This window comes from Clostridium gasigenes (genome assembly GCF_017348895.1).
Taxonomy (GTDB): Bacteria; Bacillota; Clostridia; order Clostridiales; family Clostridiaceae; genus Clostridium; species Clostridium gasigenes.
The window spans coordinates 179,090-198,491 of the sequence record NZ_CP071376.1 but is presented as its reverse complement, the minus strand read 5'-3'; the positions used below and the strand labels follow the sequence as shown (position 1 = coordinate 198,491).

Genomic DNA, 19,402 nt, shown 5'->3' with positions numbered 1-19,402 from the left:
TATTAAGTTAAGTTATTGAAAAAACAATCGACAATTAACTAAGTATATTCAACGGTAACTGTTGCTTGGAAAAATAGTGAAACTGAGGTGATCGAATGGACATCGGGGCACTATCAATGGTAATGAGTCAATCAAGAGTACAAGAATCAGCTGGTATAGCAGTAATGAAAATGGCTATGGAGACTGGTAAGGAAAATGCTACGCAGATTACAGAAATAATGAAGAATGTTGCAGTAGACACGAATGTAGGACAACATTTTGATGGAAGAGCATAGTAGTGGATAGATAAAGTGAAATGGGGAGAACACTAGAATGAGCATTAGTAGCCGTAATGGCTGTTGGTGCTCTTTTTATTGGGTTACTGTGACTTGGGAAAAGTAATCATTTATTAGTGAATTTTTTAAATGAAGTAAAATTAAAAATAAAATAAAGAATTTAGATAGTTTTGAAAAATTTCATACATTGGATAATTTTAATATGTATCAAGATTTATAGGAAGTGTACGATATTATATATAAGTAAGTAGTTTAGGAGTGAAGATTTTATGAGATTACATCAAAATATGGATTCGTTAAATGTATATCAAAATTATAAGAAAAATTTAAATGTGCAGGGTGGAGTTCTAAATAGAATATCAACTGGACAAAAAATTAATAGTGCAAAGGATAACCCTAATAAGCTTGGACAAAGTGAGAATTTTAGAATGCAAATTAGGGGATTACAATCTGCAGAGAAGAATCTTCAAGATGGAGTTTCTATGATTCAAGCAATAGATGGAACTTTAGAAACTGTAAGTAATTCTTTAGTTAGAATGAAGGAACTTACTGTTCAAGCTAGTAGTGGAAGTAATAATGACGGGGATTTAAAAATTATTCAATTAGAAATTGACCAATTAAAACAGACTATAGATTATACTGCTAAAAATTCAAATTTTAATGGAGTTAACTTAATAAGTAATAAGTTTGTTAGTAACAATGATAACCCAGAGTATAAAACTTCTATGATAGGGGCTAATGCTAAAGAAGAAATTAAAATACCTATGTTTAATGTAACTACAGATGGGCTAAGGGATAAGACGGGAAACTCTTTAAGTAATGTGGATGTTACTAGTATTGAGAATAGTGCTAAAAATTTATCTGTTATTGATGAAGCTATATCTAATGTTAGTCGTGTTAGAAGTAGGTACGGAGCTATTCAAAATAGAATGGAAAGTACAGCAAATAATTTAGCGAGTAGCATGCAGGGTTTAGAAAAGGCTGATAGTAGTATAAGAGATTCAGATATTGGGGTAGAAATGGCTGATTATGCAAGAACTTCAATTTTACATGAAGCTTCAACAGCTTTACTTGCTCAAACAAATAGATTCCCATCAGATATATTAAGTATTTTAGAAAGAGTTAAATAGAAATTGTTTTAGTAAATATAAGAGTAAAAGTATATATTTAAGTATAAAGAAGAACTTGCCAATAAAAATTGGTAGGTTTTTTTTGAATTTATGAATAAAAAATCTTTAACACAATAATTTAAAAATGTAAAGTCCTTATTTTAATAAGAACTATATTTCGACATTTTTAATATTATATTTGAGTGAAAAATTAATTTAATACAACAAAATATAAGAAAATTATTCGCAAAATAATAAAATTAATATGTTTAATATATTATATGGAAAAAAAGGAAAGTTAAAGTAAAAAGTATTTAGAATATATAAGTAAAATATAAAAAAAACAAGTAAATATTATTATAAAAATTTGATAAAAAAGTTTAATATAAAAGTTAATGTATTTCAAAAAAGGACTATGAAAAAGATGCTGGTTATCATATAATGTTCTATATGATAACAATTTGACGAATTAATATAAAAAGATTGTAGAGGAGACAAGAACAGTGGATATAAGCAATAATGAAACCTATAGCTTGATTAAACAGGGGCTTAAAGCTTCAACTTTAAGAGGAAAAGTTATAGCAAATAATATGGCAAACATAAATACAAAAGAATATAAAAAATCATATGTAACTTTTGAAGAGAATTTTAAAAATGCAAAAGAAAACTTTGAGTTAAAACAAACTAAGACGGGTCATATAAAAGATGATAATGAGTTGGGAAGTATATCTATAAAACAAGATAAAAGTACTAGTATGAGAACTGATGGAAATAATGTAGATTTAGATTTGGAAAAAGTAAATCAAGCTTCAAATACACTTATGTATAATGCTTTAATTACTCAGGCTAATGGAAAATTAAATTCTATGAAAAATATAATTGCAGGTGGGAGGTAGATAATAATGAGTATGTTTAATTCTATGAGGATTAGTGCAAGTGGGCTTTCAGCAGAACGGTTAAGGATGGATACAATAACATCTAATATGGCTAATGCAACAACTACAAGAGGAGAAGATGGAAAACCTTACGTTAGAAAAGTAGCTGTTTTTCAAGAATCATTAGATAATGAAAAGGGCTTAAATGGGGTTAAAGCAGTTGGAATACTTGAGGACAAGTCTCCTTTAAGAACTGTTTTTGATCCAAGTCATCCAGATGCTAATAAGGAAGGTTATGTAACAATGCCAAATGTTAATGTGTTAAATGAAATGGCAGATATGATATCGGCTTCAAGATCTTATGAAGCTAACGTTGATACCTTAAATGCTAGTAAAAGCATGTTTATGAAATCATTAGAAATTGGAAGGTAGGAGTTATAAATATGAAAATTAATGGATTTGTACCAAGTGAAGCTATATTTAATAATCCTTTAAAGAATGATAAACAATCAAGTGGGGTAAGTTTTGATAGCTTTTTCAAAGAGAGCTTAGATAAAGTAAATGATAAACAAGTTGCAGCTGATGAATTAACTAAAGGATTTGTTTCAGGTAAAGATGTAGATATAAATGATGTTATGTTAGCTGGTGAAGAGGCAAAAATCTCTCTTCAATTAGCAGTTCAAATTAGAAATAAAGTAGTAGAGGCAGTACAAGAACTAACGAGAATGCAGCTATAAGGTAAGGAGATTGAGTGTAGATGGATAAGCTTAAAGAAGGCTTTAAGAAACTTTGGACGGGATTTAAAGCTTTAGGCAAAGGTGTGAAAATTGCGATTGTTATAGCCTTAGTTACATTAATTATTGCTATAATGTCAATGTTTTTTTATTCTGCCAATAATAAATATAAAGTTCTATTTTCAGGGCTTGACCCAAATGATGCACAGCTTGTTACAAGTAAGCTAAAAGAAAAGAAAGTGGACATGAAAATAGAAGGCGATTCAATAATGGTGCCAAAAGACAATGTAGATGAGTTAAGATTAGAAATTGCTCCAGAGTTATCTACAGGAAGTAAGGGCTTTGAACTTATGGATGGTAGTAGTTCTTTTGGAATGACTGATGAGGAATTTAAAATTAAAAAGATTAGAATGCAACAAGGAGAATTGGAAAAAACTATAAAAAGTTTTCCTCAAGTTGATAATGTAAGAGTACATATAACTCCTTCAAAGGATTCTGTATTTGTAGAAGATAAGGAGCCAGGAAAAGCAGCTGTTTATTTAAAACTTGTAGCTGGAAATGATCTTTCCACTGAACAAGTTAGTTCAATTGTAGCTTTAGTTTCTGGAAGTACAGAAAATATTCCTAAGGGAAACATAGAAGTTGTTGATGATAAGATGAATTTACTAACTAAGGATTTAAATAATACTGATGAAAGTGTTGTTAGTTCGGAGACTATTGAAAAACATTATTTATTAGAACAAAAATATGAAAAGACTCTTGAAAAATCAATACTTGATCTATTGCAACCAGTTTTAGGGAAAAAAATAACTACTCAGGTAAATGTGGAATTAGATTTTGATTCAAAACAAGAAACAAAAACAGTAATTGATCCAAATAAAGTTATAGTAAGTCAACAAACTTTAAAAGAAATTAATGGAACAGGTGATGGACAAGCAACAGAAAGTCCTGTAGATAATAATATGGGAAATACTATAGATGATAAAAATACAACTTCCAAATCTTCAAAGGAAGATCAAAAAACTAATTATGAAAGTGGAAAAACAGAAAGTAAGGTAATTAGTGCGCCAGGGGAAGTTAAAAGATTAACAGCAACAGTATTTGTAGATGGGGATTTAGATGCAAAGTTGCAAAAAGCAATTGAAAATTCAGTGGGAACGGCTATAGGATTTAACCTTGAAAGAGGGGATGCTATTACTATTGAAGGTATAAACTTTGATCCGTTAGAAAAAGATGATGCAGCTACTGCAGCTATGGATGAAATGTTAAAGGCAGAACAAAGAAATAAGATTATTACATACGTTGTTATAGGATTACTTGGTTTAGGAATAATTATTACAATTATAGTAGTTTTACTTAAAAAGAGAAGGAAAAATGCTAAAGTCGAAGAAGAAGAAGGGAATTTATTAGATGTGGTTATTGAGGATAGAATATCTAAAAATATACAAGAACCGTTAACTCCAATAGATTTTGGTGATAATAATCCTAAGACACAGCTTGAAGAAGAAATTAAAAAATATGCACAAGATAAACCAGAACAAGTAGTAGATATTGTTAAGTCCTGGTTATCTGAAAATGAGAGGTGATAAAATGGCAAGAGACATAAATAAATTAAATGGAATACAAAAAGTAGCTATACTGTTTATAACTCTTGGACCAGAAGCCTCTTCGGGTATATTAAAGAAGCTTCCAGAAAGTGAAATACAAAAAATTACTTATGAAATTGCAAATATAGCTTCAGTTTCTTCAGAGCAAAGAGAAAATATATTAAATGAGTTCTTAGAAACAAATAAAGCTAAAGATTATATTGTTGAAGGTGGAATGGACTATGCAAGAGCATTACTTTCAAAGGCTTTAGGACCTCAAAAGGCAACTGAAATACTTAGTAGAGTATCAGAAGCAAACCAACAATATAGACCATTTGCAATAGCGAGAAAAGCAGATGCTAGCCAACTGTTAAATGTTCTTAACTATGAGCATCCACAGACGATAGCTTTAATATTATGTTATCTTCAACCAGATAAAGCAGCTCAGGTTTTAGCTGAGCTGCCAGAGGATGTTCAAAGTGACGTGGCTTTAAGGATTGCTACTATGAGTAATACATCACCAATGGTAATTAAAGAAATTGAAAAAGTGCTTAATACTAAATTATTTAGTGTTTTAAGAACTGAAATGACAACTCTTGGTGGGGTAGAAACACTTGTAGATATATTAAATCAAGTTGATAGAACTACAGAGAAGAATATTACAGAAGGCTTAGAAAGAGAAGATGAAGCCCTTGCTGAAAAAATTAAGAATTCAATGTTTGTATTTGAAGATATTATCACTCTTGATGATGTTTCAATTCAAAGGATTCTTAGAGAAGTTGAAGTTAAAGAACTTGCGCTTGCACTTAAGGGCTGTTCTGAAGATGTGGCAAATGTTATTTACAAGAACCAATCTAAGAGAGCTGCAGCTTCATTAAAGGAAGATATGGAATTCCTTGGACCTGTAAGATTAATGGATGTGGAAAAAGCACAACAAAAAATTGTTTCTATAATTAGAAGATTAGAAGAAGCAGGAGAAATAATTGTCTCAAGAGGTGGGGAAGATGCAATCATCGTATAACCTTATAAAGAGTGCAGTAGCAACTATAGGAAATAATCAAATAATTGCTACTAAGTACATTAATAAAACTTCAAGAGAAGAGAAAGAAGACCAAGAAGAGGTTATAGATGTTGACTCCATAATGCAAAGTTATGAAAATATTGGTGTAGGAATTGTTAAAAACGCTAAAAAAGAGGCAGAAGTAATAGTTTTAAAATCCTTAGAAGAAGCAGCTATAGCTGAAAGAGTTGCTTATGATAGTGGATATGCAAATGGCACTGGAAATGGATATGAGGATGGTTATAAAAAGGGCTATGAAAAATCTTTAATGGATACAGAAGATAAGGTTAAAAAAGACATAGAAAAAGCAGAAAGTATTTTAGCATTAGCCGCTTGTGATTATGAAAACTATATGAGTGAAAAAAGAAATGAAATACTTAATCTTGCCTTAGAAATGGCTAAAGTAATTGCAAGTAAAGAACTTAAATTGTCAGAGGGAATATTACATTTAATAGATCCTATTTTAGAAAAATCTAAAGGTGAAGAAAATATAGTTATAAAATGTAACCCAGTGCATAGTGAATCTATTAGAGAAAAGTTAAGTTATTGGCAAAAAGCTTATGCAATAAAGGGAGAAATATTTATTTTAGAAGATACACTTATGGAACCTGGAAATGCTGAAGTTCAAAAAAAGACAGGAAAGACAATTGTAGGAATGGATATTACACTACAAAAATTAGAAGAACTAATACTTAAATAGTATGTTGGAGGAAAATATGATAAACATAGATTTTGATATGTTAAACAAAAAAATCCAAGAAATAAATACAACATACTGTGAAGGCATTGTAAAACAAATTATTGGATTAACTATTGAGGTGCAAGGCATACAAGCTTTTGTAGGAGAACTTTGTACTATATATAATCTGGAAAACAAGCCTATAAACTGTGAAGTTGTGGGGTTTAGGGAAGACGCTGTTTTGCTAATGCCCCTTGGAGAACTTATAGGAATAGCTCCAGGGTGTAGAGTAATACCAGAAAAGAGACCTTTAGAAGTTAAGTGTTCAAATGAACTCTTAGGACGGGTTCTTGATGGTCTGGGAAATCCTTTAGAAGGAGATGATATTTTAAGTGATAAAGCCTATCCTTTAGAAAATCAACCTCCAGATCCATTAAAAAGAAAAAGAATAAAAGAAGTATTACCTACAGGTGTAAGAGCTATTGATGGTTTTTTGACCTGTGGTGATGGTCAAAGAATAGGTATATTTGCAGGGTCAGGGGTTGGTAAAAGTACAACACTTGGGATGATAGCAAGAGAGGCAAAAGCGGATATAAATGTAATTGCTTTAATTGGGGAAAGAGGAAGAGAGGTTCTTGAATTTATTGAAAAAGATTTAGGGCCAGAAGGTATGAAAAGATCAGTTGTAGTTTGTGCAACTTCAGATAAACCGGCTCTTGTAAGAATAAAAGGTGCATTAACAGCAACAGCTATAGCAGAATATTTTAGAGATCAAGGTAAGAAAGTTATTTTAATGATGGATTCTGTTACAAGGTTTGCTATGGCTCAAAGAGAAGTTGGACTTGCTATTGGAGAACCACCAGCTCAAAAAGGATATACACCTTCAGTTTTTGCAATGTTACCTAAGTTAATGGAAAGAGCAGGGACCTCAGAGAAGGGGTCCATTACAGGCTTTTATACAGTTCTTGTTGATGGTGATGATTTTAATGAGCCTATTGCAGATGCCGTAAGAGGTATTTTAGATGGACATATTGTGTTATCAAGAGCACTTGCTCATAAGAACCATTATCCAGCAATTGATATTCTAAATAGTGTAAGTAGACTTATGTCTTCAATTGCTGATAAGGATCATAAAGAATCAGCATCAATAGCAAGAGATTTACTTGCAACTTATAAAGAATCAGAAGATTTAATTAATCTAGGAGCTTATGTAAGAGGTAGCAATAAAAAAATTGATTTATCTATAGAATATCATGATGCTTTAGAAAATTATTTAAAGCAGAGTGTTGAAGAAAAATCAGAATTTGAAGACTCAGTAGGAAATTTAATATCGCTATTTAATAGATAGAAAGAAGGGGTAATATGCCAAAAGGGTTTAAATTTGGTTTAGAAAAACTTCTAGAAATAAGAGGTAAACAAGAAGAAGAAAGTAAAAGAAAATTCACCCAAAGTCAAAGAGAAACTAAAAAAACTGAAATTAAGTTAAATGACTTAAATGATAATTATAAAAAATATAATGGTATAAATAAAGGGGAAACCTTAGTTTATCAAAAAATTAAAAAGAACTATTTGTTTGCTCTTAATAAGGGAATAGATGAAACAGAAAAAGAACTGAAGCTTAGAGAGCGAGAGTTAGATTTCAGAAGAGAAGACTTGAAAAAGAAGCAAGTAGAAAGAAAAACAGTTGATATTCTTAAAGAAAATCAGTTGATATCATATAACAAGGAGCAAAACAGAATTGAACAGATAAATAATGATGAATTTGCTCTTTATGCATATATGAGAAATCAAGCAGCTTCAAAGAAAATAATAGAGATGTCCAAGGGAAGGGAGGTGAAAAATAGATGATAGATAACAAATTTAGTTTAAACATACCTACTAAAGAGCCAACTCAAAATACTTCGAAAAGTAATAATGTAGAAAAAATAACTACAGATAATAATTTCAAAAAGATTTTAAATAAAAAAACAGAACAACCTACTAATGATGAAAATAAATCAGATAATAGTTTAAATAAAAAAGAATTTATAAATATTAATGATGTTAAAGTAACAGAAGAGTCTACTGTTAAAGAGACTATTAAGGAAGTAGTTGAAATTATTAGTAATGAAGAAAATTTCCAAGGAAATAAATTTGAAGGCCAAATACTTGAAGAGGTAGTAGCTCTTTTAAATCAAATTTTAAATTCACCAGAGATTAAAAGTTTATTACCAGTAAAACTTGAAGATCCAATGCTTATGCAAAGTAGTATTGCAGAAGTTAATAATAAAGAGATTCCTTTGTTAAATAATATTGATACTCAAGTTGATATGGAAGTAATAAAAAATAATAATCTTACTAAAGAGGCTTTGAATTTAACAAATACTATTTTAGATGCTTTAAATTCAAAAAAAATTGATGGAGTTTTATCTACTAATCAAATGCAAGAATTTAAAACAGCTTTAGAAGGCTTAACTGAAAACTTGTTTAATAAAGTAGATATATTACCGAAAATAATTACTAAGCAAGGAATTGAAACTAATGAAATTAAAGTAGCTAAGCAAAATAGTACAGTGGATATGTTTATGGTTAATACTATTGATAATGAAGCTAAGAGCGAAGTTGAAAGTATAGTAACAAATATAAAAACAATATTAGGAACTGAAAAAATTGATGATAAATCAATAGTAACTAAGGAGTTTATAGATGTTAAGCAAATTAGTAAGATAGATATTTCTACTAATAATACTATTGAAAGTGAAGTTAAGAGTGTATTAACAGATTTAAAAGCAACTTTAGATCCTAAAAGATTTAGCGAAGTTAAAGATAATGGTGTAGTTGATAAATCGTTATTAGAAGTAGAAGGACTAAAGACTGAAGTTTCTAAAGAAGATAAGCTTCTTGCAAAAATATTAGGTGGAAATGAAAATGCAGGCTTAAATAATCAAAATACTTTAATAAACAGATTAAATGTTAAATCTACCGAGGTTATTAAAGAACCAATGGTTGTAAGTAAAGAAACTATGGATACAGATATAATTAAAAATGTTAAGTTTATGATGAAAAATGCTGTAGCAGAATTGAAAGTTAAAATTTATCCAAAAGAACTTGGAGAAATGACAATAAAATTACTTTCTGAAGAGGGGATTTTAAAAGCTGATATTAAAGCTATATCAAAAGAAACATATAACTTATTAAATTCTAATCTTAATGAGATTAAAAAGAGTTTAGAACAACAAAATATTAAAATACATGAAGTAAACATTGGACTTTATAGTGATGATCCTACATATCACGGTGGAGAAAGTAATCAAGATGAATTGTTTAAGAATAATCAAAGTAAACAAGGTAAAAATTCATCTAAGCAATTAGAATTTTTTACAGAGGATTTAGAAGAGGATGAAAAGCTATATGATGATAGTAGTGTAAATTTATTAGTGTAAGGAGTGAAAACTATGGCAGATATAAATATAGATAAGAAAACTATGACAGATTTAACTATAAATAATTATACAGGTGAAAGAGCAACAGAAAAAGGAACTAAAATTATGAAACCCGGGCAAGATATGGATAAAAATGCTTTTTTAAAAATATTATCAGCAGAATTATCTAATATGGATCCTATGGGAGATAATGATTCAACAAAATATGTTACTCAAATGGCACAATTTTCATCAATGGAGCAAATGAATAATCTAAACACTACAATGACTAATTATACATCTCATAATTTAGCTGGAAAAGGTGTTACCATGAAGGCTGTTGATAATGAGGGTAAACCATATACAGGAGTAGTTAAAGCTATTACGACTACAGCTGGGAAGACTACTATTTCGGTAGAGGTTAATGTAAATGGTAAAAATGAGATTAAGCCCTTTGATATTGCTGATGTTGTAACAGTTTTAGATGTACCAGATTACACACTTCCTCCAATTACTAATATGAATGGAAATATGTCTTTCTTAGTGGCAACAGCATTTATTGGTAAAAATGTTGAACTAAGTGAAAAAGATAAAGATGAGAACAACTTAAAGGGCACTGTTTTAGGAGTTGTTAAAGATTCTGGTGTTATAAAGGTTAGAATTAAACTAGATGGTACAGATGAAATTAAAGAATTTACTTATGATAAGGTTATTAAGGTATCAGATAAGGGTGAAGAAGTACCAGAAACTCCAGATACAGAAACACCAAAACAAGAAAGTGTTTAATTAAATTAAAGACAGGTGAGTTTTAATGGGATTTAGAATAGTTGATGGAAGGGCTTATCCAGTAGGGAATTTTCCGGATGTTAGTACAGGAAATGCCATAAATCAAAATAAACTGAAAAATAATAATAGATTTAAAGATATATTAGATAAAACAATAGAAAAAAATAGGGGATATACTCTTTCAAAACATGCAGCAGATAGATTAAAGGAGATAAACTTTAATGAGCAAGATATGGATGCTATAGGAAAAGGATTTAAAATAGCAGAAGCTAAAGGTGCGAAAAATTCTGTGATAATGTATAAAGATGTAGCTTTAATAGCTAGTATTGAAAATAAGACAGTTATTACAGCAGTTGAAAAAGAAAGAGCTAAGGAAAATATATTTACAAATATAGATAGTGTAGTTATTTTATAGGCTGGACCAGAAATGGAGGCTATTGCCTTGTGGAAAGATAGAAGCAAGGTATTTTTAAAAAAGGGTGGAGGTCAAATTTTATGTTAAGATCAATGTATTCAGGAATAAGTGGAATGAAGGTTAACCAAGTAAAATTAGATGTTATAGGAAATAATATATCAAATGTAGGTACTACTTCTTTCAAGTCATCAAGAGCAAGATTTAGTGATATGCTAAGTCAAAATGTTTCAGATGCAATGGCACCTGGAAATAATAAAGGTGGATTAAATGCAAGTCAAGTGGGACTTGGAGTTCAACTTGCAAGTATTGATTCAGTAATGACTCAAGGTATGATGCAACCAACTGGAAGATCATTAGATGTAGCTATAGATGGCGCTGGATTCTTTATGGTAAGCAAGGGACCTGCAATAAATGATGGCGTTTTAGAAGTAAATCATAGAGCAGGGTCACATGGACTAACTGCACAATCACTTGCAAATGGAAACACAGAAATTATGTATTCAAGAGATGGATCATTTATATTAGATGAAGGCGGTAATCTTTTAACTGGTGATGGATACAGAGTTATGGGATATTCGTTAACAAATGATGATAGCTCAATGGAAGCTACAGCAAAGGAACCAAACGACGTATCAACAGCTGGGCTAGATTTTAAATTTGGACCTGGGTCACAATTAAATGGTTATAAAGTTGTTTTAGGAACTGTAGGACCTGGAACTGTAACAACTGCAGATATTGATAAAACTCAAAAACTTATAGTTGTAAATGGAGATTTTTCAACTATAAATGGATTGACAACAGCACAAGTAGAATCAGCTGTAAATAAAGGCCTTTCATCAGGTGGAATATCACAACAAGTATTTGTATCAGGTAAACCTATAAATATAGCGGATTTATCATCAGAAGGTGTTAAGGGAGGAGCAGATGCAACTTCACCTAATGCAGTTACAATTGGTGGTTTCACGCTTCAATTAAGTGAAGGTAGTGGATTAAATGGTTATACTTTTCAAATAGGAGAAGTTGGTAAAGGGACAGATTTAAAAGTTAATTTGGATCCAGATACAAAGAAAATTAAAATAGATGGTGATTTTGTAGGCGGAAATGTATCTGCTAAGAATTTACAAGAAAAGATAAATGCAGAAATTAAAGGTAAGGGTTATAAACAAGAAGTTTTAAATATTAGTGGTAGTGCTCTGAATTTAGCAAATATTACAGGTAAAACAGATACAAGTGGAACTATAGCAGCACCTCCAACAGGAGCTTTAGTAGATAAAGATGGTAAAGTAGTAACTGAACTATTAGCAGGTTTAAACTTTACATTTGGTAACGGAAAAGACCTAAATGGATATACAATTAGTGCACAACAAGTTGATGGACCAACAGAAGTGCTAATAAATAAAGAAGGACCATCTATTATTATTAAGGGAAATTTTTCATCAGTTGACCCTGCAAAAGTAGCTACATCAACAGATATAGATGCTAAGATGAAGACTGCATTAAAAAATGCTAGTATTAAAACTACAATAACTGTTGGTGGAACAGTAGCGAATAATATTAGTAGTAAAATAAAAATTGCTGGAGGAACTGATAATAAGGCTCCTAAAGAAATTAATGTAGGTGGATTTAAGTTTGAATTACCACAAGGAACTGAATTTAATGGTATTGAAATTGAAATAGGAGATACAAGATCAACTGTGCCTAGTGCTGAAGTTACTCTACAAGATCCAACTAAACCAATTGCTGCAGATAATAGACCTGCAAAAATTGTTTTATCAGGTGACTTTGCTTCATATCCAGGAACTAGTGCAGTGGAGCTTGAAAGTGCAATAAATGCAGCCTTAAAAACTAAAGGGGTAGCAATTACAGATGATTATAAAATAAAGGCAGGTGGAACTGCTAAGATTTATTCAGGATTAACTGCAGATGCAATTGAGGGTGGTGGAGAGCTAATGACAGCAACAGCTCTTGAACTCGGTTCAATGCAATTCGCATTTACACCAGGTGGATCTTTAAATGGATATAAAATTCAAATTGGTAAAATAACAGCAGGAACAAAATCAGATACTGAAATAGATGAAAAAAATAAGACAATTACAATTAATGGAGATTTCACTACAGCTGGAGCAATGACAATAGATGCAGCTCAAAACTCAATTAACAAAGCTCTTCAAAACAAAGGAATCAATCAATCAATAATGGTGACAGGTAAAACTATGGAAATAGGTGGAACTGAATCAGGACTTACTCTTGGTGGTACACCAATACAAAGTTTAGGAACAGATGGATTGTTAAGCTTTGTTGATGGAACAAAAACACTTAAAGCTTATGACGGACAATTAAAAACTATGAAAATACCAGATAAGGTAAAAATACCAGGAACAGATTTAGAACTCCGAGTTAAAACTTATACAATTGATAGTACAGGAATAATAAATGGAGTATTAGAAGATGGTAGAGTTGCAGCACTTGGACAAATTGGAATGGCAAATTTTAAAAATCCAGAAGGATTAGCAAAACTTGGTGGTAATCTTTATTCATCATCAGTTAACTCCGGTGATGCTATAATTAAAAGTGGTGTAGGAACTCTTGGAGATGATAACTCAAAGGGATATGGAGCTAATTTGCAAGGAATGCTTGAAATGTCAAATGTAGATTTAGCAGAGCAATTTACTGATATGATAATCTCAACTAGAGCATTCCAAGCCTCAGGTAAAATGATAACAACAGGAGATGAAATATTACAAGATATTATTAACTTGAAGAGATAGTTTTTAATTAGTAGAAAATAAGCTATGGGCAAATGAAAATAGAGTACTAAAGGAAAGTTCGAAAGAACTTTCTAGCCTATAGCTTATAAATTACTAAATATAAGTATATATTAAAAAAATAATTAACTTTAGGTAAATATAATATAAAAATGTTTATCTAAACTTAATTAATTTAAAAAAAGGTGGTAAAATTATGATTATTTTAACTGGTATGAATAATAAAGAATTTACATTAAATGCAGATCATATAGAGAAAATTGAAGAGATGCCTGAAACTCTAATTACATTAACTAATAGTAAAAAATATATTGTTTTAGATAGTATTGAAGAAGTAAGAGAAAAGGTAATTAGATATAAAAGCAAAATTATTAATTATAAGTTTTAGGAGGAGTTAAGATATGAAAAAGTTAGATAAATTAACGCCAGCAGGAATAGTAATTGGACTTGCATTAATACTTTATGGGATGTTAATGGGTGGAAGTCTAAAAATATTTTGGGACTTGGCATCGGTGTTTATTACTGTAGGTGGATCTTTTTGTGCTGTTTTAATTGCATACTCAGTAGAAGATATTAAGAAAATACCTAAGTTACTTGGGCAATCATTTAAAGAGGCAGATACCTCAGGTAAAGAAATAATTATGAAGTTTTCAGAGCTTTCAAGAAAAGCTAGAAGAGAAGGGTTATTATCACTAGAAGATGAAATATCCCAAATTGATGATAAATTTTTAAAAAAAGGACTTCAAATGGTAGTTGATGGTATTGAACCAGAAACTATAAAGAATATATTAGAACTTGAAATTGGAGAAATGGAAGATAGGCATTCAAAAAATGCAGGAATTTTTAGTGCTTGGGGTGGTTTTGCACCAGCATTTGGTATGATAGGTACGTTAATAGGACTTATACAAATGATGCAAAACTTAACTGATGTAACTAGTATAGCAAAAGGGATGGGAGTAGCATTACTTACAACTTTCTATGGAACAATACTGGCTAACCTTTTTTGTGTGCCAATTGCAACTGATTTAAAGAGAAAAAGTGCTAAAGAAGTTGGAATAAGAGAAATGATGTTAGAAGGGATTCTATCAATTCAATCTGGTGTTAACCCTAGAATAGTAGAAGAAAAACTTTTAACATATCTGCAGCCAAAAGTTAGATTAGAATATCAAAATTCAACAGCTGAACTTAATGAAGGAGTTGTAAATAATGGCTAGGAAGAAAAAGCAGCAGGAAGGTGGACTTACAGGTGATGAATGGTTAGCTACATATGCAGATTGTATAACATTGCTACTTACATTTTTCGTGCTTTTATATGCAATGTCTAGTGTTGAACAAGAAAAACTGGATAGCTTATCACAAGCTTTTAAAACAGTTATGGCTGGTGAATCTGGAGATACTATAATGAAATATGATTTGTATAATGGAACTGTTCCGTTAATCGGTGGGGAGGCGGACATAGAAACTCCTGTTGATGACGCAGCAACAGCGCAACAACAAATGTATGATAATGTTAAAAAATTTGTTGAAGAAAATGATTTAGAGGAAGTAGTAGAAATAATTAATAGTGAAAGAGGAATTGTAATTCAATTAAGAGATAATATTTTATTTGAGACATCAAGTTCAATATTAAGAGGAGATAGTAAAGAGGTACTTGGAAAAATAAATTCATTAATAGGATCAGTGCCCAATCAGATATTAGTAGAAGGACACACAGATAACAGAGTTATTAATACCTCAAAGTTTCCATCAAATTGGGAGCTATCGGTAGATAGATCAGTAAATGTAGTAAGGTATTTTATAGAAAATATGGGGCAAAACCCAGCGAGATTTAGTGCAGCTGGATATGGGGAATATCAACCGGTAGCCGCAAATGATTCAGAAGAAAATATGGCGAAAAATAGAAGGGTTGATATATTGATTATGGCAATTGATAACAATTAATAAAAAAGTTTAAAGGAGAAAGAGATGAGTAAAGGAAAAAAAATAATAGCGTTTATAGTTGTACTATTAGTAATTGGAGGAGCTACCTTTGCAGGTGTATATTTTACATCAATGAAAGGTGGAGACACTGCAAAAGTAGTAGTTATAGAAGAAATAACTAGTGAAGTTGGAGAAGTATTTGTAAACTTAAGTGATACGGATGCGAAAAGATATGTTAAATTAAAATTATCAATAGGGTTTGATGAAAAAAATAAAGAGTTAACTGCGGAAGTTGAAAAAAAGCATGCAGTAATAAGAGATGTTGTTGTACATTATTTTGAATCTTGCACTGTAGAAAATTTGGAAGCTGCAAATGAAGAGGCTTTAAAAAGTGAGTTAATTAAAAGATTAAATCAAAAACTAACAAAGGGTGTAATTTTAAATGTTTATATAACAGAGAAAATTGTACAATAAAGGAAGCGTTAAATGGATATTTTTATGATGATTATAAAACTAATAATATCATTAGTAATAATACTAGGATTAATACTTATACTATTTAAGCTAAGTAATAAGAAGATTAATGATATTAATGATAATAAATATATTAATGTAATAGATAAAGTTCAAATCTCAAAAGATAGCTACATATTAATTGTAAAAATAGGGAAAAAAGGATATGTAATGTCATCATCTGAAGGAAAAACAGAAAAGTTAGAAGATTTATCTGAAGAGGAAATGATTAATATACAAAAAGAAAAATTAAAAAGATTTGAAGAAACAAATATTAAATATGAAAATACAATTAATTTAATAAAAGAAAGAGCTTTGAAACTAAAAAAGAAGATTTGTAGCGGGGGTAAAGGAAATGAAAAATAAAAAGAAGTATTTAGGTATTATGTTAATAGCATTTGCAATAGTAACAATATTTTTCACAACGAAAGCCTTTGCAGCACCAAATACAGTTGATATACCAGATGTTAATATTTCTTTAGGGGGAGAGGGTACTCCTAAAGATTATGTAGATAATATAAAACTTTTAATATTTTTAACTATTTTAACATTATTACCATCAGTAATAATGATGGCAACTTGTTTTACGAGAATAGTAGTTGTATTTTCATTTTTAAAAGGTGCATTAGGGGCTCAACAATCAATACCTAATCAAGTTTTAATAGGGATTTCATTATTTTTAACAATATTTATAATGCAACCAGTTTATACAACTATAAATGATAATGCATTTAAACCATTTATGGAAAACACTATAAATCAAGATCAAGCTTTTGAGGCAGGAGCAAAACCTTTAAGAGAGTTTATGCTTAAAGAAACAAGGCAGAAGGATTTAGAATTATTTATTGAAACTTCTAAAATAAATAAAGAAGAGGTAACAAGGGAGAATGTGCCATTATATGTTGTGGTACCAGCTTTTGCAATAAGTGAACTTAAAACCGCTTTTGAAATAGGGTTTTTATTATTCTTACCATTTTTAATTATAGATATGGTAGTTGCAAGTGTACTAATGTCTATGGGGATGTTTATGCTTCCACCAGTTATGATAGCACTACCTTTTAAATTATTATTATTTGTAATGGTAGATGGATGGTATTTAATTACAAAAGCATTAGTATTAAGTTTTGGGTGAGGTGACTTATAATGAGTGAGAATTTAATAATAGGAATAGTTAAAGATGCCCTTTTCACATCAATGAAAATGGCAGGTCCAATACTACTAGTATCTATAGTAATAGGTCTTATAATAAGTATTTTTCAAGCTACAACACAAATTCAGGAGCAAACTTTAACATTTGTTCCAAAGCTTATAGGAATAGCTGCAATAGGGCTTTTAACGGCAAGTTTTATGCTTCATACAATTGTAGCATTTACAGAAAGAATATTTGAATTAATAATTAAAATATCTACATAGGGGGCATTTAAATGGTTGATATAGCCCAGTTTTTAGCCCTTTTCTTTATATTTATAAGAGTAACTAGTTTTTTTGCAATTACAAAGGTGTTTTTTCCAAATGGCACACCGCCTACAATGAAAATGTTTTTTGCATTAATTTTTTCAATAACACTAGTTGGAGGAATAGATACTAAAGCGGTAGAGGCAATAACAAATAACTACATATTAATTACATACATAATTTCAGAAATAGCAACAGGATTAATACTTGGTTTAATAACTAATGTAGCTTTTGAAGTAGTTATTATGGCAGGTAGTTTCATGGATGTTCATATAGGGCTTAGTATGATTAGTGTATTAGATCCTAATAGTAAATCTAATACATCAATAACAGGGAATTTATTGCATTTTATTGCAATGGTAGTATTTTTCTCTATAAATGGACATCATATGTTAATAAAATCTTTAATTGAAAGTTTTATATTGGTTCCACTTGGTCATACCATAGTAAGTGGAGAATCAATGATGGCACTAATAGAAATAATAACAAAATATTTCGTGATAGGATTGAAAATTGCAATACCAATTGTATTGATAATTATAATAACTGATCTTTGTATGGGACTTATATCAAGAGCAGTACCACAGATTAATGTAATGGTTCTTGGTATGCCAGTTAAAATAGTAGTAGGACTTATATCTATAACAATCGCATTACCAATAATAATTAAAATATTTATTAGTGGAATTAGTTCATTGCCAGAAATATATAGGAAAATAATTGGATTAATGCCTGTGGTATTTATATTTGCAGCAGAAGAAAAGACTGAAGAAGCGACATCCAAGAAAAAGCAAGATTCAAGAAAAAAAGGTCAAATTGCAAGAAGTAAAGATATAGGGTTAGCTTTAACTATGGCAGCTTGTACATTGGTGATTATAGCTTTAAGTGGGTTTTTAATATCTGGATTAAAAGGAAATGTAATTTACTTTTTAGGAGATAATCTTTTAATGGAATTAACAGAAACAAGCATTAAAGCAATAAGTTTAACAGTAGTAGGAAGGATAGGTATGGGGATATTACCAGTAGCACTTCCAATAATGATAGCTGGAGTAATTGCTAGTTTAATGCAAACTGGTTTTTTAGTAACAGGGGAACCTATTAAACCATCACTTGGAAAGCTAAATCCTATAAAGGGTTTTAAAAATATGTTTTCTAAGAAAACATTAGTAGAACTTGTAAAGAACCTAGTAATGATATCTATAGTTGGTTTTATTGGATACAAGTATATTGCTGATAATTTCGATAAAATAATGCAGATTAGCAATTTGTATTTACCAACAATTGGTATTGAAATAAAAGAATTAATTTTAGGAATTTTTAAAAAAATAACATTACTACTTGTAACATTAGCCGCAATAGATTATTTTGTTCAATTTAGACTGCATAATAAAGAATTAAGAATGTCTAAGCAAGAAGTAAAAGAAGAGTATAAGCAAATGGAGGGTGATCCTCAATTAAAGGCTAAAATAAAACAAAGACAAAAAGAAATGTCTCAAAATAGAATGATGCAATCAGTAGCAGATGCTACAGTTATTATTACAAACCCAACACATATAGCAATTGCTATAAAATATGTAGAGGGACAAATGGAAGCCCCAAAGCTTGTTGCAAAGGGCGCAGAAAATATAGCTATTAAAATAAAGGAATTAGCCAAAGAGGCTGATATACCTATTATAGAAAACAAACCTCTAGCAAGGCTAATTTATCAAGAAGTTGAGTTAGAACAAGATATACCTCAAGAAATGTATCAAGCTGTGGCTGAAATTTTAGCTATGATATACAAGTTAAAGCAAAAGAAAAAATAACTCTACTAAGAAAAGGATGTGATT

Annotated in this window: 22 protein-coding genes and 1 pseudogene; all 23 read left to right on the top strand. The window is 30.2% G+C overall.

Going from position 1 to position 19,402, the window contains the following annotated elements:
• Positions 1-95 precede the first annotated feature (95 nt).
• The 23 genes and pseudogenes from J1C67_RS00940 (at position 96) to J1C67_RS00835 (ending at position 19,378) form a co-directional block, all read left to right on the top strand.
• Positions 96-275, top strand: a complete 180-nt coding sequence (locus tag J1C67_RS00940; RefSeq protein ID WP_167866229.1) for a YjfB family protein — start codon at positions 96-98, stop codon at positions 273-275.
• Positions 276-544: 269 nt separating this feature from the next.
• Positions 545-1,405, top strand: a complete 861-nt coding sequence (locus tag J1C67_RS00935; protein ID WP_167866230.1) for a flagellin N-terminal helical domain-containing protein — start codon at positions 545-547, stop codon at positions 1,403-1,405.
• A 482-nt stretch (positions 1,406-1,887) separates the two neighbouring features.
• Complete coding sequence (gene flgB, locus J1C67_RS00930; protein ID WP_167866231.1) at positions 1,888-2,280, top strand: flagellar basal body rod protein FlgB; 393 nt, start codon at positions 1,888-1,890, stop codon at positions 2,278-2,280.
• Positions 2,281-2,286: 6 nt separating this feature from the next.
• Positions 2,287-2,691, top strand: coding sequence for a flagellar basal body rod protein FlgC (gene flgC, locus J1C67_RS00925; RefSeq protein ID WP_167866232.1), 405 nt, complete (start codon positions 2,287-2,289; stop codon positions 2,689-2,691).
• 11 nt (positions 2,692-2,702) lie between these two features.
• A complete protein-coding gene (fliE, locus tag J1C67_RS00920; protein WP_167866233.1) occupies positions 2,703-2,996 on the top strand; it encodes a flagellar hook-basal body complex protein FliE in 294 nt (97 codons plus the stop codon).
• Positions 2,997-3,016: 20 nt separating this feature from the next.
• Complete coding sequence (gene fliF, locus J1C67_RS00915; protein ID WP_167866234.1) at positions 3,017-4,579, top strand: flagellar basal-body MS-ring/collar protein FliF; 1,563 nt, start codon at positions 3,017-3,019, stop codon at positions 4,577-4,579.
• 4 nt (positions 4,580-4,583) lie between these two features.
• Positions 4,584-5,600 carry a flagellar motor switch protein FliG gene (gene fliG, locus J1C67_RS00910; RefSeq protein ID WP_167866235.1) on the top strand — a complete coding sequence of 339 codons (1,017 nt, stop codon included), beginning with the start codon at positions 4,584-4,586 and terminating at the stop codon, positions 5,598-5,600.
• Positions 5,584-6,339, top strand: coding sequence for a FliH/SctL family protein (locus J1C67_RS00905; protein WP_167866236.1), 756 nt, complete (start codon positions 5,584-5,586; stop codon positions 6,337-6,339). Before fliG ends, J1C67_RS00905 begins: the two co-directional genes overlap by 17 nt.
• A gap of 16 nt (positions 6,340-6,355) precedes the next feature.
• Complete coding sequence (gene fliI / locus J1C67_RS00900; RefSeq protein ID WP_207253542.1) at positions 6,356-7,666, top strand: flagellar protein export ATPase FliI; 1,311 nt, start codon at positions 6,356-6,358, stop codon at positions 7,664-7,666.
• A gap of 14 nt (positions 7,667-7,680) precedes the next feature.
• Positions 7,681-8,166, top strand: coding sequence for a flagellar export protein FliJ (fliJ, locus tag J1C67_RS00895; protein WP_167866238.1), 486 nt, complete (start codon positions 7,681-7,683; stop codon positions 8,164-8,166).
• Positions 8,163-9,740, top strand: coding sequence for a flagellar hook-length control protein FliK (locus tag J1C67_RS00890; protein WP_167866239.1), 1,578 nt, complete (start codon positions 8,163-8,165; stop codon positions 9,738-9,740). Before fliJ ends, J1C67_RS00890 begins: the two co-directional genes overlap by 4 nt.
• Before the next feature lie 12 nt (positions 9,741-9,752).
• Positions 9,753-10,505 carry a flagellar hook assembly protein FlgD gene (locus tag J1C67_RS00885; RefSeq protein ID WP_243176725.1) on the top strand — a complete coding sequence of 251 codons (753 nt, stop codon included), beginning with the start codon at positions 9,753-9,755 and terminating at the stop codon, positions 10,503-10,505.
• Between the two features lie 25 nt (positions 10,506-10,530).
• Positions 10,531-10,920 (top strand): TIGR02530 family flagellar biosynthesis protein, encoded by a 390-nt coding sequence (locus J1C67_RS00880; protein ID WP_167866240.1) that lies wholly within the window; start codon positions 10,531-10,533, stop codon positions 10,918-10,920.
• An 80-nt stretch (positions 10,921-11,000) separates the two neighbouring features.
• A pseudogene (locus J1C67_RS19830) lies at positions 11,001-11,816 on the top strand (flagellar hook-basal body complex protein); the annotation flags it as partial.
• Positions 11,817-12,404: 588 nt separating this feature from the next.
• Entirely contained in the window at positions 12,405-13,688 is a 1,284-nt protein-coding gene (locus J1C67_RS19825; RefSeq protein ID WP_425321715.1) for a flagellar hook-basal body complex protein, read from the top strand.
• A gap of 193 nt (positions 13,689-13,881) precedes the next feature.
• On the top strand, positions 13,882-14,073 hold the full coding sequence (locus tag J1C67_RS00870) for a flagellar FlbD family protein (protein WP_089970555.1): 192 nt from the start codon (positions 13,882-13,884) through the stop codon (positions 14,071-14,073).
• Between the two features lie 13 nt (positions 14,074-14,086).
• Positions 14,087-14,899, top strand: coding sequence for a motility protein A (locus J1C67_RS00865; protein WP_089970558.1), 813 nt, complete (start codon positions 14,087-14,089; stop codon positions 14,897-14,899).
• A complete protein-coding gene (locus J1C67_RS00860; RefSeq protein WP_167866242.1) occupies positions 14,892-15,626 on the top strand; it encodes a flagellar motor protein MotB in 735 nt (244 codons plus the stop codon). The genes J1C67_RS00865 and J1C67_RS00860 overlap by 8 nt, the downstream gene beginning before the upstream one ends.
• A 24-nt stretch (positions 15,627-15,650) precedes the next feature.
• On the top strand, positions 15,651-16,079 hold the full coding sequence (locus tag J1C67_RS00855; RefSeq protein WP_089970563.1) for a flagellar basal body-associated FliL family protein: 429 nt from the start codon (positions 15,651-15,653) through the stop codon (positions 16,077-16,079).
• A gap of 12 nt (positions 16,080-16,091) precedes the next feature.
• Positions 16,092-16,484 (top strand): flagellar biosynthetic protein FliO, encoded by a 393-nt coding sequence (locus tag J1C67_RS00850; protein ID WP_243176727.1) that lies wholly within the window; start codon positions 16,092-16,094, stop codon positions 16,482-16,484.
• Complete coding sequence (gene fliP, locus J1C67_RS00845; RefSeq protein ID WP_167866243.1) at positions 16,474-17,250, top strand: flagellar type III secretion system pore protein FliP; 777 nt, start codon at positions 16,474-16,476, stop codon at positions 17,248-17,250. Before J1C67_RS00850 ends, fliP begins: the two co-directional genes overlap by 11 nt.
• A gap of 11 nt (positions 17,251-17,261) precedes the next feature.
• Positions 17,262-17,531, top strand: a complete 270-nt coding sequence (locus J1C67_RS00840; RefSeq protein ID WP_167866244.1) for a flagellar biosynthetic protein FliQ — start codon at positions 17,262-17,264, stop codon at positions 17,529-17,531.
• An 11-nt stretch (positions 17,532-17,542) separates the two neighbouring features.
• The gene (locus J1C67_RS00835) at positions 17,543-19,378 is read left to right on the top strand and encodes a fused FliR family export protein/FlhB family type III secretion system protein (protein ID WP_167866245.1); all 1,836 of its coding nucleotides are present in this window, start codon (positions 17,543-17,545) and stop codon (positions 19,376-19,378) included.
• Positions 19,379-19,402: the final 24 nt, after the last annotated feature.